This window comes from Allobacillus saliphilus, assembly GCF_018138385.1.
Classification (GTDB): Bacteria; Bacillota; Bacilli; order Bacillales; family Alkalibacillaceae; genus Allobacillus; species Allobacillus saliphilus.
Genome location: NZ_JAGSIE010000034.1, coordinates 1 through 15,015, shown reverse-complemented (window position 1 = coordinate 15,015; position 15,015 = coordinate 1). Strand labels below are relative to the sequence as shown.

Below are 15,015 nucleotides of genomic sequence, written 5' to 3'. Positions count from 1 at the left end.
GAAATCCCCTCCGCTAAGTGTTTTTATTTAAGACACGCACATTCTTTTTCTTTGTCGTGCTGAATATAAATAAAGCTAATCCAAATAAAACGATCGAACCGCCAAGAAACTGTGACCATGTAACAAGCTCATCCAATATAAGGTATGCGAGCACGCTTGCACCTATCGGTTCGAATAAAATCCCCATCGTAACGGTCGATGCACTAACCCATTTCAATGCCCAGTTAAAAAGGGTGTGGCCAAAGAATGTAGGTATTATGGCCAGAATTAAGAAATAGATCCAAGCTTCTTCTGAGTAACCAGTAAACGGCTCTCGAGTAATTAGATTATAAATCAATAGTGTTATTGTCGTGAAGCCATAAACAATGAATGTATACGTTGCAAGCGATAGTCTTCTACGTACATTTTGTCCGAATAGAAAATAACCAGTGATGGTGACGGCTCCCATTAAAGCAAGGAAATTACCGAAAAGAGCCATCCCGCTTATTTGGAAATCCCCCCAGCTGATGATGAAGCTACCAGTCAGTGCAATCAGCATACTGAACACAGCGCCGCTTGTGAATCGTTCTTTAAAGAATATATATGTTCCGATAAAAGCAAATATTGGTTGTGTTGTAACAAGTACAGTCGAGCTGGCTACGGAGGTCAACTCCAATGATTCAAACCAAAAAATAAAGTGGAAAGCAAGAAAGACTCCAGCCGCAGCTGTATATAACCAATCTTGTTTCGTTATTTTTGTAAACTCGTTCCTATATTTCCAAAGAATTAAAGGAAGCATCATGACGACCGCCAAAAACAAACGATAAAAAGCGATCATCGACGGTGGCGCATCTGCAAGTCGAACAAAAATTGCAGAAGTTGAGACAGCCAGCACCCCGACGGCTACCGCCAGATAAGGACCTAACTTATTGTCTTTCATAACAGACACTCCCTTCACGATCAAGTCCACTTATTATTTATTTCCAAATACAATTGGCCCTAAAGCAACACCGGCAATCAATCCAAATAAGTGAGCATACACATTAATATTCGCTCCAGTAAAGGTCATTATTAACGAAATGACAATGATGACGAGTATGACCTGTCTGCTTTGATGATCGATTAAATCTCTTCTGAAGAAAGATAAGTATAAATACAAACCGAATATACCGAAAATAGCACCTGATGCGCCAGCATGACTCATCAGAAGAGGTCCAACAAATAGAGTGAATACATTTCCGATTATGCCCATAAATAAGTATGCTAAAATGAATTTAACCTTACCAAGCATGACTTCCAGTGCAGGTCCAAAAAGAACGAGACTGAATGTATTGAAGACAACATGGGTAAGCGATAGATGGAGAAAAATTGGTGTAAAAAGTCGCCAATATTCACCTTCTACTCGAACTAAGTAATTATTTCCGAGCAGTAAAGCTTTTAAATCCAGGAAGATGTTTAGCGGAATTACTTCCGTCATAATAAATAAAATGAGATGAATCGCAGCCAAAGCTGTAATGACTGGATAATATCGGATAAATTGTTGAAAGTTTTCTGTCCGTACAAAGAACATTTTAATCACCTGACTAAATAGTACCATTTTTCTTTTATAATAAGAATAAAAATAATGAAAATCTCTTTGAAATGAGTGTGTGAGCATGATTAGAGGCATTGGTATAGATATTATTGAATTGAAACGAATCGAAAAAATTATCCAACGAAAACCGCGTTTTCTGAAACGCATATTATCAGAAGCTGAAATGACATTATACAATCAACTGCCTTCCTTCCAAAGGAAAATAGAATTTTTGGCAGGTAGGTTTGCGGCAAAAGAGGCGTATAGCAAAGCGGAAGGAACTGGAATCGGTGCGCATCATTCTTTTCAGTCGATCGAAATTCTACGCGGCACATCCGGGCAACCATTAATATACAAGCAAGGTAAATTAAAAGAAAATGTTCATGTCTCTATTTCCCATAGTGAAGCTTATGCAATTGCGCAAGTGATCATTGAACATTCGCCTCAGTAACTGATAGGAAGATTTCCGTGAAGCTCGTCTGCATATTCAATTAGGTTGTCTCATATAGTGTATTGCGGGTAACAATTCATCCGATGTGCACATTGTCACCGCAACACGAATAGATTGCTTGCCAATGGAAGGCGAGTAAGAAAATGAGACGAAGGAGTTGTCCAAATGAAAAGCAGACGATTACTCTTCTTATCCCTGTTTCTGATGATGGTTGTACTTTTATCAGCATGTGGAGAAGAAACAGTGGAGGATGTCGTTGGTTCGTTGGAGAAGCAAGGTGAAGATTTATCTTCCTTTACTTCGACGGTGGATATGACGATGAAGACTGGTGAAGAGACGCAGCAGTATAACGTAGAGGTCTGGCACAAAAAAGATAATTTTTATAAAGTGGTCATGAATAACAAGACGGATGAAGAAGGCAATCAGGTCATTCTGCGGAACGATGAAGGTGTATTTGTACTGACTCCTTCGATCAATAAAAGTTATAAGTTCCAAAATGAGTGGCCGAAGCACCATAGCCAGCCATACCTTTACACCTCTTTGATTGACGACATTAAGGCAGATGATGAGCGGGAGTTCAAGAAAACCGAGAATTATTATATTTTCACGGTGAAGACGAACTACAAAGGTAAGCAAAAGCTTCCTTATCAAGAAATTTACTTCCATAAAAAATCGAAGAAACCTGCATTAGTAAAAGTTTTCAATGCTGAAAATGAGTCGATTGTGGAAGTAACGTTCAATTCTTTCGATTTTGATGTCGCTATTGAAGATGAAGAGTTCGATACAGATCAGAACCTAGCAGAAGGGGCTGTCAGTGTACCGACGATGGCTGAATTAGAGGACAAGGATCTGGAAGTATATTATCCGGTTAACCTGCCATCCGGTACTGAATTCGCTGGAGAGGAAGTAATGGAATTTGATTATGGTGAGCGTGTCCTTTCAACATTTGAGGGAGAAAAGTCATTTACGTTAATCCAAGAAGTCTATAATTCCTACCCGACTGACTTAAGTGTCCCTGTTTATGCCGATGGAGAGTTGGTTGATTTAGGGAAATCAGTTGGACACTTAGCGAATGGTACTTTGGAATGGGAGCAAGACGGGATGCGATTTGTTGTCGCTAGTGATGATTTGACGGTGGATGAACTGGTGGAAGTAGCACAATCGGTAGAAAAAGAAGTATTAAAATAAAAACCTATTACCTGCATAGACCGAGAGAGCATTCTCTCGGTTTTTTGGTAGAGTAGATCTAAACATTTGGAGAGTTGTTTTATAGCTGGAGGTTCAGTTGAACTTGGAGATCTTACAAGAGCCCCAAATCAAAGCTATCTCAAGCCGGGAAGGAACAAAAAATGCACCCCCCTCCATATTCGAGCAGAACTCTTACCACTTAAAACGCGAACCAAGTGATACCTTTAGCCGTCGAATAGCGTTATATTGCCAGTTAGTCCGCAAGTTCATAATTGACAACTAGTATTCTCATCGTGATAATGAACAGTAAAAAAGATGGGTGTTTCAAATGGAGTTTTCTACGAATTTTCGACATACTTGGGCAGAGGTAAACCTCACTGCAATCAAGGAAAATATGAAAATGATACGTCAAAGTTACCCAAATAAACGAATTTATGTCGCTGTAAAAGCCAATGCTTATGGACACGGTTATATACCTGTCTCAGAAGCTGCTCTCGAAGCGGGAGCCGATGCGTTAGCTGTTGCTAGTTTAGATGAAGCGATCCTTTTGCGTGATGCATTTCCTGAGGCTTCTATTTTGGTGATGGGTTGGACAGATCCACGGTATGTGTCTATTGCGGTGGAAACGGATATTCAATTGACTGCATTTCAAGCAGAATGGTTTGCCCAAGCTGCTTCGGTTTTAAAAGATAAACAAGAACAACTGAAGATTCATATAAAAATTGATTCAGGAATGGGACGAATTGGTATAAAAACAAAAGAAGAGGCATATGCTGTAATTGAAGAAGTTACCAAATTTTCGAGTGAATTCGAGATGAGTGGTATTTTCACACACTTTGCAACGGCCGATTCTTTCGATTTATCGTACTATGAAAAACAAATGAATTATTTTTATGAGATGTTAGAAATATTCTCGCCTATTCGCACGCCTGAAACACAAATCCATATCGGTAACACTGCTGCTTCAATAAGGTTCCCAGATGACATGGTTGATGGCATTCGGTTCGGGATTGGACTTTACGGACTTTATCCTTCAAAAGAAGTTGAGGAAATTAGTTCTTACCAATTGAAAGAGGCCTTTTCGCTACAGAGCCGTCTCGCCCATGTGAAAAAAATGAAGCCGGGCGAACATATCAGTTATGGTGCAACCTATGAAGCGGAACAAGAAGAGTGGATTGGAACGGTTCCAATCGGTTACGGTGATGGGTGGATTCGTAAACTGCAAGGTTTTGAAGTGCTTATAGAAGGTGAGAAATCAAAAATCGTCGGAAGAATTTGCATGGATCAACTAATGGTACGTTTACCGAAAGCATATCCGGTCGGTACAAAAGTGACGTTAATTGGTGAAAATGGCGGGCAACGTATCCGCGTAGATGATGTGGCTGACTATCTGGAAACAATCAACTATGAGATTCCTTGTATCATTACCAACCGAGTTCCTCGTGTTTATCTAACAAATTAACATTCCTTTTTATGACAAAACGGAACATTTTTGTAGAAAAAGTATAATAATTTTCGAGAATTGCTTTACGTATGGTGGGAATCGGTGGTATCATGGAAGAAAGTTTGTGTTGCGTAAATTGTTGGGGGTGTAAGGATGTCTAACACATCGAAAGAAATTGTTGTAGAGCTACCTTTATCACTAGTGAATGAATGCGATCATATGGTTGAAGAGCAAGACATCGATCGAAACACGCTATTTCACCAAGCGATTTCAGCCTATATTAAGGAAGAGAAGAACCGTAAAATTAAAGAGAGCATGCGCCGTGGTTATTTAGAGATGAAAAGTATCAACCTAGATATTGCATCAGAAGCTTTCCAGGCTGAAGAGGAGGCTGACACAACTCTTGAGCGCTCAGTGAGTGGGGTGTAATTAACTTGTATGTAAAACGAGGCGACGTCTTTTATGCGGACCTAACCCCTGTGGTAGGTTCAGAGCAAGGCGGTGTTCGCCCAGTGCTTATTATACAAAATAACATTGGCAATCGCTTTAGCCCTACCGTTATTGTGGCTGCGATCACTGCACAAATCCAAAAAGCAAAATTACCAACACATGTAGAAATCGACGCAGAAAAATATCATTTTGAAAAAAATTCGGTTATACTTCTGGAGCAAATCCGTACAATCGATAAACAGCGATTGACAGACAAGCTTACAACGTTAGACGAATTTCTAATGAACCAAGTGGATGAAGCTTTGCAAATAAGCTTGGGACTAATTGATCTATAGACTATCATATAAATCTTATGTAATTACCGTTAAGACGGTAGTTTGCATAAGATTTTTTGCTTTTTCGTTAATTTATCCAGGTTGAATTACGGAGAATGATAAAATAGATAATCTCTTTCAAGTTAGCAAGCTAATCTTATTATAGTAGAAATGAAAGTCGAAAAATGGTAAGTTATTTAAAGAATATTATAAAAATCTGTTTGGGGGTTTAATAGATGGAAAAGAGACTAAGAAATATTATCTTGGGGCACAGTGATCAAATCATAAAAAATTGGTTAGTAAAACTTGATGATAATAAAGTTACGGAGTACGGTTCAACAATCTCTCAAGAAGCTATTGAGCAAACGAATCGTGAATTTGTCAATGTCATTTTTTCAAATATTGAAAACAACGGGGAATCTAATGATCTTCAAGAATTCTCCGAAAAGATTGTGAACCTTGGCTGGCCGTTGGGCTATTTGACTGAAGGTATGCAAGCATTCAGGTCTGTAGCAATCAGAACTATTTTAGAAGATATCGGTGAAACGAAAAACAATGAAGAATTCCTAAGCATTATGGAAGGAGTTAACGATTGGGTTGACCCGATTAAAAACCGCCTAATTAATGAATATTCTAGTAATTGGACAAACATCGTTTCCTTACAAAAAGTTGCGTTACAAGAGCTATCCGCTCCATTGATTCCAGTCATGGAAGGCATTACGGTTATGCCACTTGTAGGAACAATTGATACAGATCGCGCTAAGCTTATTATGGAAAATTTACTGAATGGTGTCATTAAAAACAATGCTGAAGTTGTCTTGATTGATATTACGGGTGTACCAGTTGTTGATACGATGGTTGCTCATCACATTATTCAGGCTGCCGAAGCTGTGCGCCTTGTCGGATCGCAATGTATTTTGGTCGGAATTCGTCCAGAGATAGCTCAGACGATTGTTAATTTAGGTATCGATCTTCGTAACTTCCCGACGAAAAGTTCGTTGCAAAAAGGATTCAGAACAGCACTTGAGATGACAGGTGCAAAAGTAGTTAGTGAAAGTGAAAGCGAAGGCGACGAAATCGAAAACATTCTTAACTCGATTGAGAAGGAGTGAAAGATATGAGAATACCGATTTTAAAGTTACATGAATATCTTTTGATATCTGTGCAAGTGGATTTAGATGACCAAACAGCTATGCAATTTCAAGAAGACTTATTGAGCAAAATACATGAGTCAGGTGCAACAGGTGTAGTACTTGATTTAACTTCTGTAGACATTATAGATTCCTTTATAGCGAAAGTATTAGGAGATGTCGTATCGATGGCAGACTTAATGGGGGCAAAAGTCGTCTTCACTGGTATTCAACCGGCAGTTTCCATGACTTTAATCGACTTAGGCATTCACTTGCAAGACGTACCGACAGCATTAGATCTTGAACAAGGGTTGATTAAGCTGAGACGGGAATTGGAGGAAAAGTGATGAAGGGGACACTATCCAATGTGCCAATAGCCAAAGAGCTTGATATTGTTGGCGCAAGACAAACGGGTAGGAATATAGCGACCGAACTGGGCTTCAGTTCTGTGGACCAAGCCAGAATCGCAACCGCTATTTCTGAACTCGCAAGAAACATATACTTATACGCCAAAAAAGGAGAAATCACTTTCCAACAAGTAGAAGGCGTAGCACCAGTTGGGCTGAAAATTATCGCAAAAGATAATGGGCCCGGGATTAAAGATATTAGTAAATCAATGATTGATGGTTACTCAACCTCTGGAGGTTTAGGGGCAGGATTGCCAGGTGTGAAACGGTTAATGGACGATTTCGACATTATGTCAAGCGATGAAGGTACGACAATCCATGTCATTAAATGGTTACGGTAATAGGGGGGGACGGCATGGAACAAACGAAGAAAGTTGTCTCTGTTTATAGAGAATTACTACAAGAATATTTGAGATCAAAAGATGAGAAAGTGTTATATCAAGCAGAACAATTTAGTCGACAATCGATACAGGATGGCGTGAAACCAGAAGAAATTATTGACGCCCATTATCAAACAATGTCGGAAATCATTCCAGATATGGATCCGCGTTTAAAAGATTCATTCAAATTTCTAATCGAAACAATGATTTATTACGGTGTAGCTTATGGAATGTTCAATGATATAAAAGAACAACAATATTCCCTTCGAAATGAAATTGATGTAGCCGCCAAAATGCAGAATACATTATTGAAAACGGAAGTACCTAATTCTGAAGTTTTGGATATAGGTGCGATTTCTCTTCCTGCACGGCAAATGAGTGGAGATTATTATCACTTCGTAGAAGACACGGAAAACAACATCGGTGTTGCTGTCGCAGATGTAAGTGGAAAAGGTATTCCAGCAGCTTTTGTCATGTCGATGATTAAATATGCGATGGAAAGCTATCCAGATAATCGAACTTATCCGGAGATCATACTTGAACTATTGAACCGGGTTGTCGAGAGAAACGTTGAACCCGGAATGTTTGTATCGATGTTTTATGGCTTGTATGATGTAAATCAGCACAAGTTTTACTATGCTACCGCTGGGCATGAACCTGGTTTCATTTATAGACATCGTACGAAAACATTTGAAGAAATTCGAGGAAAAGGTTTGTTGCTTGGTGTTAAAAGTGACTCAAAATATGAGCAGTTCGAGTTAGATGTTGAACCGAACGATATCATCTTTTTACTGACAGATGGTGTAACAGAATGTAAAGCTGCAGGTCGCTTCATTGAGCAAGATGAAGTGTTAGATGTACTTCATAATTATATACAAGAACCATCGAATGAATTGGTAGAAAACGCCTATAAACATTTCGAACGATTACAAGATTTTCAACTCAGGGACGACTTCACGTTAGTAGCTATTCGAAGAAAAGGTGAAAAATAGGTTTACTAGGACTTTGGATTGGGTAAATAGAGGTAGATATCAGAGTAGGAGGATGGTTATTGTGAATCTACATATCGATGATCACAAGAACGGCGACTCGTCGATTTTAAAACTCTCAGGTGAAATAGATGCGTACACGGCGCCAAGATTAAAGGAACATTTATTGAATCTAATTGAAGAAAACAAAGAGGTTCAAGTAGATATGCAACAAGTAAATTACATGGATTCTACAGGTTTGGGTGTCTTCATCAGTGCATTAAAAACATCCAAAGAAGTGGATAAAACGTTTAAACTTATTAATTTACAGGATAATGTTTACCGCCTGTTCAATATTACGGGACTAAACGAAGTGATTGATATCGAAAACACAGTTAGAGGTGGTATGTAATGAACGAACCATTCGATTTCATTGAAATGAAAGTACCAGCAAAATCGGATTATGTTGGCGTGGCACGGTTGACGGCATCCGGCTTAGCGAATCGAATGGGTTTTAGCTACGAAGAAATTGAAGATTTGAAAGTCGCAATTTCTGAAGCTATAACCAATACAGTGAAGCATGCGTATACCGAAGAAGGTGCTGGCGAGGTTACAGTAGGGTTTGGTTTGTATGAAGACCGCATGGAGGTCATGATTGCGGACTATGGTGGTAGCTTCAATCTTAAATCGATTAAGGAAAACATTGGACCTTATAATGAAGATATCCCGATTAGTAATATGAAAGAGGGAGGTTTTGGTCTGTTCCTTATCGATGCCCTTATGGACAAAGTGGAGATCACGAATAACAACGGCGTAATCGTACTTATGACAAAGTACTTGTTTGAAAACGAGGTGGGGCGTAGTGACGACCAGGTCTCAACAACACAATAACGAAGAAGATGTATATCAACTTATTGAATACCTCCACGAACATCCAGAAGATGAATCTGCTCAAGAAAAAATAGTCTTAAAATATGAAAACCTTGTTCATTCGATAGCGAAAAAATATTCGAAAAACAGTGGCATCCATGAAGATCTAGTACAGGTTGGTATGGTTGGGTTATTAGCGGCAATCCGTAGATATGATGAATCATTTGGGAAGTCGTTTGAATCCTTTGCCATACCAACCATCATCGGTGAAATCAAACGTTTTATCCGTGATAAAACATGGAGCGTCCACGTACCTAGAAGAATCAAAGAGTTAGGTCCAAAAATTAAAAGGGCTGTAGAAGAGCTGACGTCTGAAAATCAACTCTCTCCCTCTGTTTCCGAAATCGCCAATTATTTAGAGGTTTCAGAAGAAGAAGTATTAGAGACAATGGAAATGGGCAAAAGCTACAATGCACTATCTGCAGACCGCAGAATTGAAGCCGACTCAGATGGTAGTACGGTAACGATACTCGATCTCGTTGGTGAAAAAGAAGACGGTTATGAACAAATCGATTATAAACTTTTAATCGAAAAAATTATGCCTCTTTTGTCTGAAAGAGAGCAAGAAATTTTGCGATGCACTTATTTTGAAAATTTGAGTCAAAAAGAAACAGGAAAACGACTTGGTCTTTCGCAAATGCATGTATCTAGATTGCAGCGTCGTGCACTTAGAAAGCTGCGCGAATCCATATCGGATGAAGACTTGGAGGTATTGTTTTGATTCAGCAGGCTGGAAGGGTAGAAATAGCAACTTATGAAAAACCGAAAAAAGGTAACTATCATTCAGGTGATAGTTACCTTTATATCGAAACGGAAGATCACTTCTTAGTCGCTCTGTCAGACGGGCTCGGCAGTGGTGAAGTTGCCAAAAAGTCTTCGCAAACCGTGATTGATGTCATTCGAGAAAATGTGCATCAACCATTAGATGATATGCTCGGGCAATGCAATGCAGCTCTGTTCGGGAATGAATTAAGAGGTTGTGTGTTAGGTATATTACGCTTGGATTTTAATAAAAAGGAATTTTCTTATGTATCTGTCGGCAATATCAGTATTGTGATGATTTCAGCTGAAGGAAAGAAACAAAGAAATATTCCAATCCATGGCTACCTTTCTGGTATACCTCGTAAAACAAAGGTGCATTACGGTGAATTGCAGAAGAATGCGTTATTTTTTATGTTTTCAGATGGTGTTAGTGAACGTCAGCTAACGAAGGAGTTTTATAGTTTCCAATCAATGCAGTTAACTGTCGACTGGTTCACAGAGCAACAAAAAGAATATATGGAAGATGATACAACGTTAATAGCGATGAAGTTTCTAGGATGAGAAGGGTAAAGAAGCCCTTCTTTTATTTTGTCTACTAGGCAGAAAGGTTATAAATATAGAAGCTGATATCATGTTATAATAGGAAAGAAGAAAGGCACTTTGTTTGGAGGAATAAGTATGGGAGAACAGCAATACATAGATCGAGCAGTTGATTTCGTTAGTAAAGATTTATCTATTCAACCTAAAACAATCCGCACAGTTGTTGAGTTGTTGGATGAAGGGAATACTGTCCCATTTATTGCTCGTTATCGTAAAGAACAGACCGGTAATTTAGATGAAACGCAAATCCAATCCATTAAAGAATCGTTTGATTACCAAGTACAACTTGATCAGCGAAAAGAAGAAATCATTCGTTTGATTGATGAACAAGGTAAACTGACAGACGAATTGAAAAAAGACATCCAGGCAGCAAGCAAATTACAACGTCTGGAAGATTTGTATCGACCATATAAACAAAAAAGACGAACACGCGCAACAATTGCTAAAGAAAAAGGCTTGGAATCGTTAGCTGAGAAGATTTGGGCTCAAAAAGGAATCAACGTTCTCCAAGAAGCAGAACAGTATCTTTCTGAAGAAAATGAATTAGTCGAAGTTAGCGATGTTCTTCAAGGGGTTAATGATATTCTTGCTGAAAAAATCTCAGATGAAGCGAAGTTCCGTGAAAAGATTCGTTCCATGACTTTTTCAAAAGGAATCATCAAAACCGAAATAAAGAAAAATGCTGAAGATGAAAAAGAAATTTATCAAATGTATTATGATTTCCAAGAGCAAGTAGCAAAGATTGCACATCACCGTGTCTTGGCAGTTAACCGTGGAGAGAAAGAAAAAGTTTTGAAAGTAACCATCGAACCACCTGTAGAAGCGGTTATTTCTTATTTACAAAAAGAAATTATTATAAATGAAAATATAGAGGAAGCGAATATCATTCAGGCGGCAATCGATGATGGGTATAAACGCTTACTTGAGCCATCGATTGAACGAGATATTCGTAGTTCATTAACAGAAACAGCGGAAGAGCATGCGATTGATATTTTTGCTAAGAACTTAAAAAATTTATTATTACAGCCGCCGCTTAAAGGAAAAGTCATGCTCGGTGTCGACCCGGCTTTCAGGACAGGTTGTAAGCTAGCGGTCATCGATGAAACGGGTATGAAACAAGAAGTAGATGTCATTTATCCGACTGAACCGAGAAAAGATGTGAAAGGTTCTGAGAAAAAGGTGTTATCCATCCTTGAACGTTATCCAGTAGAGTTGATCGCGATCGGGAATGGAACAGCATCGAGAGAAACAGAACAATTTATTGCGGATATGATTCAGCAAAACAATTTAAATGTACCGTACATCATTGTTAACGAAGCTGGAGCCAGTGTCTACTCTGCATCAAAACTTGCTCGAGAAGAGTTTCCTGATTTGCAAGTTGAAGAAAGAAGTGCCATTTCGATCGCTCGCAGAGTACAAGATCCACTTAGTGAATTAGTGAAAATTGATCCGAAATCCATTGGAGTTGGCCAGTACCAACATGATGTTTCGCAAAGCAAGCTAAATAGCTCATTGACCTTTGTTGTTGAAACGGCAGTGAACCAGGTTGGTGTAAATGTAAATACAGCATCTTCTTCATTGCTTGAGTATATTTCAGGCTTAAATAAAACAGTGGCAAATAATATCGTTAAGTATCGTGAAGAGAACGGAAAATTTACCAATCGAAAACAAATTAAGAAGGTACCTCGATTGGGAGATAAAACATATGAACAGGCGATTGGATTTTTGAGAATACCAGATGGTGACGAACCACTTGATCGAACGTCCATCCACCCAGAAAGTTACAAAGCAACGAAACAACTATTGGATGAATTGAAAGCGTCATCTGCAGATATTGGTACAGAGGACTTGTCCGAGAAATTAAAAGAAGTGAATCTGACCGAATTCGAACAAGAACTAGGAGTCGGGAAATTAACCTTAGAAGATATCATGAAAGATCTTCGGAAACCAAACCGTGATCCTCGTGATGAACTACCTAAACCTTTGTTGAAAACGAATGTTCTTTCAATGGAAGATTTAAAGCAAGGAATGGAACTGCAAGGAACGGTGAGAAACGTAGTCGACTTTGGAGCATTTGTAGATGTCGGCGTTAAACAAGACGGACTTGTTCACATTTCCAAATTGGCTAACCGATTCGTTAAAAATCCATTGGACGTTGTTGCAGTAGGCGACATCGTGACAGTATGGGTGGAAGAAATCGACGTCAAAAGACAGCGGATCGCTTTAACGATGGTCCACTAGTATCTAATTAACGTTGCGATCATAATAATAAAACCAGCATTGATTGAGTAACTTAATCTGATACAAATCTTTGGAGGCATAGGCTTTTAATAGCTGTGCCTTCAACCAATTTGGCATAGCGAACCCTCCCGAAAGTGTTTCTATTATTATATGCAAGCAGCCAAGAATTGCTAAAGGGAATTTCCTTTATGTGAAAGGTGAAAAGAATGGATCAACATCAATTACTCCTATGGACGAAAGAACTGTCCAAAACATATTTCAACCGAGAATTTCATGCTGATATCGTGTTTAACGGCAGGCTCCGGACAACAGGGGGTAGATATATACCTTCAAAAAAACTCATTGAGATTAACAGAAAATATTTAGATGAATTAGGGTTAGAAGAGCTTAAAGGAATTATTAAACATGAGCTATGCCATCACTTTTTGCATGTCGAAGGTAAACCGTATCATCATCGCAGTAAAGAATTCCGTCAGCTATTAAAAGAAACCGGATCCCCTAGACATTGTAGCTTCTTGCCTTCAATAGAAAGAGAGAAGTACATATACCAATGTAGGAAGTGCGGACTTGAATACAAACGTAGAAGAAAAGTGGACACAAAACGGTATTCCTGTGGAAAATGTCGTGGAAAACTTGTGCAAAAATAAGAAATTAAATTTTCACCTTGTCTCAGCAATATGAAACATGTATAATTGAAATCTGTGATCGAGATATTTCATTGAAAAAAAGGAATTCACCTCATGGATCGGTTGCTAAAAAATATTTGAGAAATATATTTTAACCGATTGACACACTCTAAAAGATGTTGTATTATACTTATCGTCGCAACAAAATGAGTGGTTGTTTAAGAGGAATAAATCACACGCATTTTGATAGGGCATATCGATAGAATCGAATTGAGTTTGAAACTGAATATTAAACGAAGCGTGTTCCTATTAAATTCTTTTACTTAAATTCCAGCGTAGCTCAGTGGTAGAGCAGTTGGCTGTTAACCAATTGGTCGCAGGTTCGAATCCTGCCGCTGGAGCCATATGGAGAAGTACTCAAGTGGCTGAAGAGGCGCCCCTGCTAAGGGTGTAGGTCGCGTAAGCGGCGCGAGGGTTCAAATCCCTCCTTCTCCGCCATTATTTATTGGCCCGTTGGTCAAGTGGTTAAGACACCGCCCTTTCACGGCGGTAACACGGGTTCGAATCCCGTACGGGTCACTTGTTATATAAGGTCCGGTAGTTCAGTTGGTTAGAATGCCTGCCTGTCACGCAGGAGGTCGCGGGTTCGAGTCCCGTCCGGACCGCCATTCTTGGGCTATAGCCAAGCGGTAAGGCAACGGGTTTTGGTCCCGTGATTCCCAGGTTCGAATCCTGGTAGCCCAGCCATTACTTTTCACATGAAAGGATCGGGCAAATTATTATAGCAGTATATGAATTGAATAAATTCACGTAAGTCTTTTTTTATTGCTAAAATACGAATTTTTATTTTACTTTTGCCTTTGTTTCTTTTATGATAATTAATATTGAAATCTCGAGCCATTAGCTCAGTCGGTAGAGCATCTGACTTTTAATCAGAGGGTCGGAGGTTCGAATCCTCCATGGCTCACCATATGCGGTCGTGGCGGAATGGCAGACGCGCTAGGTTGAGGGCCTAGTGGGAGTTAATCCCGTGGAGGTTCAAGTCCTCTCGACCGCATCGAAAAAAAGCTTGCAATTATAATTCAGATTTGATATGATATTCCTTGTCGCTGTTGCGCCCGTAGCTCAATTGGATAGAGTGTCTGACTACGGATCAGAAGGTTAGGGGTTCGACTCCTCTCGGGCGCGTAGACGGGAAGCAATTAGATTTACTTCTTGCTTCCTAACTAATAAAATATACCATTTATTTGCGGGTGTAGTTTAGTGGTAAAACCTCAGCCTTCCAAGCTGATGTCGTGGGTTCGATTCCCATCACCCGCTCCATATATGGGCCTGTAGCTCAGCTGGTCAGAGCGCACGCCTGATAAGCGTGAGGTCGGTGGTTCAAGTCCACTCAGGCCCACCATATAGCATTCGAACCTTGAAAACTAAACAAAATAGCCTGAAGTCAATTCGGTTTCTTTCTTATTGATTGGGAAAGAAACAAAGAAATTTATTAAGCCAATCAAACACTTATTGGAGAGTTTGATCCTGGCTCAGGATGAACGCTGGCGGCGTGCCTAATACATGCAA

General features: G+C 39.3%; 18 protein-coding genes, 10 tRNA genes and 1 rRNA gene. 26 read left to right on the top strand and 3 right to left on the bottom strand.

Annotated elements, in window-relative coordinates:
• Window positions 1-13: 13 nt before the first annotated feature.
• Both KC820_RS10930 and KC820_RS10925 read right to left on the bottom strand, forming a co-directional pair.
• On the bottom strand, window positions 14-919 hold the full coding sequence (locus tag KC820_RS10930) for a DMT family transporter (protein ID WP_212371012.1): 906 nt from the start codon (window positions 917-919) through the stop codon (window positions 14-16).
• A gap of 33 nt (window positions 920-952) precedes the next feature.
• A complete protein-coding gene (locus tag KC820_RS10925) occupies window positions 953-1,576 on the bottom strand; it encodes a rhomboid family intramembrane serine protease (RefSeq protein WP_236782647.1) in 624 nt (207 codons plus the stop codon).
• Between the two features lie 58 nt (window positions 1,577-1,634).
• On the opposite strand from KC820_RS10925, the gene acpS reads away from it, so the two are divergent.
• The 14 genes from acpS (at window position 1,635) to KC820_RS10855 (ending at window position 12,817) form a co-directional block, all read left to right on the top strand.
• Window positions 1,635-2,003 (top strand): holo-ACP synthase, encoded by a 369-nt coding sequence (gene acpS / locus KC820_RS10920; RefSeq protein ID WP_212371010.1) that lies wholly within the window; start codon window positions 1,635-1,637, stop codon window positions 2,001-2,003.
• A gap of 165 nt (window positions 2,004-2,168) precedes the next feature.
• Window positions 2,169-3,191 (top strand): LolA family protein, encoded by a 1,023-nt coding sequence (locus tag KC820_RS10915; RefSeq protein ID WP_212371008.1) that lies wholly within the window; start codon window positions 2,169-2,171, stop codon window positions 3,189-3,191.
• 328 nt (window positions 3,192-3,519) lie between these two features.
• Window positions 3,520-4,653, top strand: a complete 1,134-nt coding sequence (alr, locus tag KC820_RS10910; protein WP_212371006.1) for an alanine racemase — start codon at window positions 3,520-3,522, stop codon at window positions 4,651-4,653.
• Window positions 4,654-4,788: 135 nt separating this feature from the next.
• Entirely contained in the window at window positions 4,789-5,064 is a 276-nt protein-coding gene (locus tag KC820_RS10905; protein ID WP_212371004.1) for an antitoxin, read from the top strand.
• Between the two features lie 5 nt (window positions 5,065-5,069).
• Complete coding sequence (locus KC820_RS10900; protein ID WP_144089539.1) at window positions 5,070-5,420, top strand: type II toxin-antitoxin system PemK/MazF family toxin; 351 nt, start codon at window positions 5,070-5,072, stop codon at window positions 5,418-5,420.
• Between the two features lie 215 nt (window positions 5,421-5,635).
• The gene (locus KC820_RS10895) at window positions 5,636-6,511 is read left to right on the top strand and encodes an STAS domain-containing protein (protein WP_212371002.1); all 876 of its coding nucleotides are present in this window, start codon (window positions 5,636-5,638) and stop codon (window positions 6,509-6,511) included.
• Window positions 6,512-6,516: 5 nt separating this feature from the next.
• Entirely contained in the window at window positions 6,517-6,876 is a 360-nt protein-coding gene (locus KC820_RS10890; protein WP_144162554.1) for an STAS domain-containing protein, read from the top strand.
• Window positions 6,876-7,277: an anti-sigma regulatory factor gene (locus KC820_RS10885; protein WP_144089542.1), complete on the top strand. Its 402-nt coding sequence runs from the start codon at window positions 6,876-6,878 to the stop codon at window positions 7,275-7,277. The genes KC820_RS10890 and KC820_RS10885 overlap by 1 nt, the downstream gene beginning before the upstream one ends.
• Window positions 7,278-7,291: 14 nt before the next feature.
• Window positions 7,292-8,308 (top strand): PP2C family protein-serine/threonine phosphatase, encoded by a 1,017-nt coding sequence (locus KC820_RS10880; protein ID WP_144089543.1) that lies wholly within the window; start codon window positions 7,292-7,294, stop codon window positions 8,306-8,308.
• A 61-nt stretch (window positions 8,309-8,369) separates the two neighbouring features.
• Window positions 8,370-8,696, top strand: a complete 327-nt coding sequence (locus KC820_RS10875; protein WP_377862670.1) for an STAS domain-containing protein — start codon at window positions 8,370-8,372, stop codon at window positions 8,694-8,696.
• On the top strand, window positions 8,696-9,175 hold the full coding sequence (gene rsbW, locus KC820_RS10870) for an anti-sigma B factor RsbW (RefSeq protein ID WP_212371000.1): 480 nt from the start codon (window positions 8,696-8,698) through the stop codon (window positions 9,173-9,175). The genes KC820_RS10875 and rsbW overlap by 1 nt, the downstream gene beginning before the upstream one ends.
• Window positions 9,147-9,935, top strand: a complete 789-nt coding sequence (gene sigB / locus KC820_RS10865) for an RNA polymerase sigma factor SigB (RefSeq protein ID WP_212370998.1) — start codon at window positions 9,147-9,149, stop codon at window positions 9,933-9,935. The genes rsbW and sigB overlap by 29 nt, the downstream gene beginning before the upstream one ends.
• Window positions 9,932-10,537, top strand: a complete 606-nt coding sequence (locus tag KC820_RS10860) for a SpoIIE family protein phosphatase (RefSeq protein ID WP_212370996.1) — start codon at window positions 9,932-9,934, stop codon at window positions 10,535-10,537. The genes sigB and KC820_RS10860 overlap by 4 nt, the downstream gene beginning before the upstream one ends.
• Before the next feature lie 117 nt (window positions 10,538-10,654).
• Window positions 10,655-12,817: a Tex family protein gene (locus KC820_RS10855; RefSeq protein WP_212370994.1), complete on the top strand. Its 2,163-nt coding sequence runs from the start codon at window positions 10,655-10,657 to the stop codon at window positions 12,815-12,817.
• A 3-nt stretch (window positions 12,818-12,820) separates the two neighbouring features.
• Here the strand turns inward: KC820_RS10855 and cmpA are convergent, their stop codons facing one another.
• A complete protein-coding gene (cmpA, locus tag KC820_RS10850) occupies window positions 12,821-12,934 on the bottom strand; it encodes a cortex morphogenetic protein CmpA (protein WP_144089549.1) in 114 nt (37 codons plus the stop codon).
• 89 nt (window positions 12,935-13,023) lie between these two features.
• Here cmpA and KC820_RS10845 point away from each other — a divergent pair, with 89 nt between their 5' ends.
• The 12 genes from KC820_RS10845 to KC820_RS10790 all read left to right on the top strand — a co-directional run.
• Window positions 13,024-13,464, top strand: a complete 441-nt coding sequence (locus KC820_RS10845; protein ID WP_212370992.1) for a SprT family protein — start codon at window positions 13,024-13,026, stop codon at window positions 13,462-13,464.
• A gap of 308 nt (window positions 13,465-13,772) precedes the next feature.
• Window positions 13,773-13,847, top strand: a tRNA-Asn gene (locus KC820_RS10840).
• 3 nt (window positions 13,848-13,850) lie between these two features.
• Window positions 13,851-13,941 (top strand) — tRNA-Ser (locus KC820_RS10835).
• A 9-nt stretch (window positions 13,942-13,950) separates the two neighbouring features.
• A tRNA-Glu gene (locus tag KC820_RS10830) sits at window positions 13,951-14,022 on the top strand.
• 12 nt (window positions 14,023-14,034) lie between these two features.
• Window positions 14,035-14,111, top strand: a tRNA-Asp gene (locus KC820_RS10825).
• Window positions 14,112-14,115: 4 nt separating this feature from the next.
• A tRNA-Gln gene (locus KC820_RS10820) sits at window positions 14,116-14,190 on the top strand.
• 147 nt (window positions 14,191-14,337) lie between these two features.
• A tRNA-Lys gene (locus KC820_RS10815) sits at window positions 14,338-14,413 on the top strand.
• Between the two features lie 3 nt (window positions 14,414-14,416).
• Window positions 14,417-14,500, top strand: a tRNA-Leu gene (locus KC820_RS10810).
• A gap of 57 nt (window positions 14,501-14,557) precedes the next feature.
• Window positions 14,558-14,631, top strand: a tRNA-Arg gene (locus KC820_RS10805).
• 61 nt (window positions 14,632-14,692) lie between these two features.
• Window positions 14,693-14,766 (top strand) — tRNA-Gly (locus tag KC820_RS10800).
• Between the two features lie 5 nt (window positions 14,767-14,771).
• Window positions 14,772-14,848, top strand: a tRNA-Ile gene (locus tag KC820_RS10795).
• 107 nt (window positions 14,849-14,955) lie between these two features.
• Window positions 14,956-15,015, top strand: a 16S ribosomal RNA gene (locus KC820_RS10790); the annotation flags it as partial.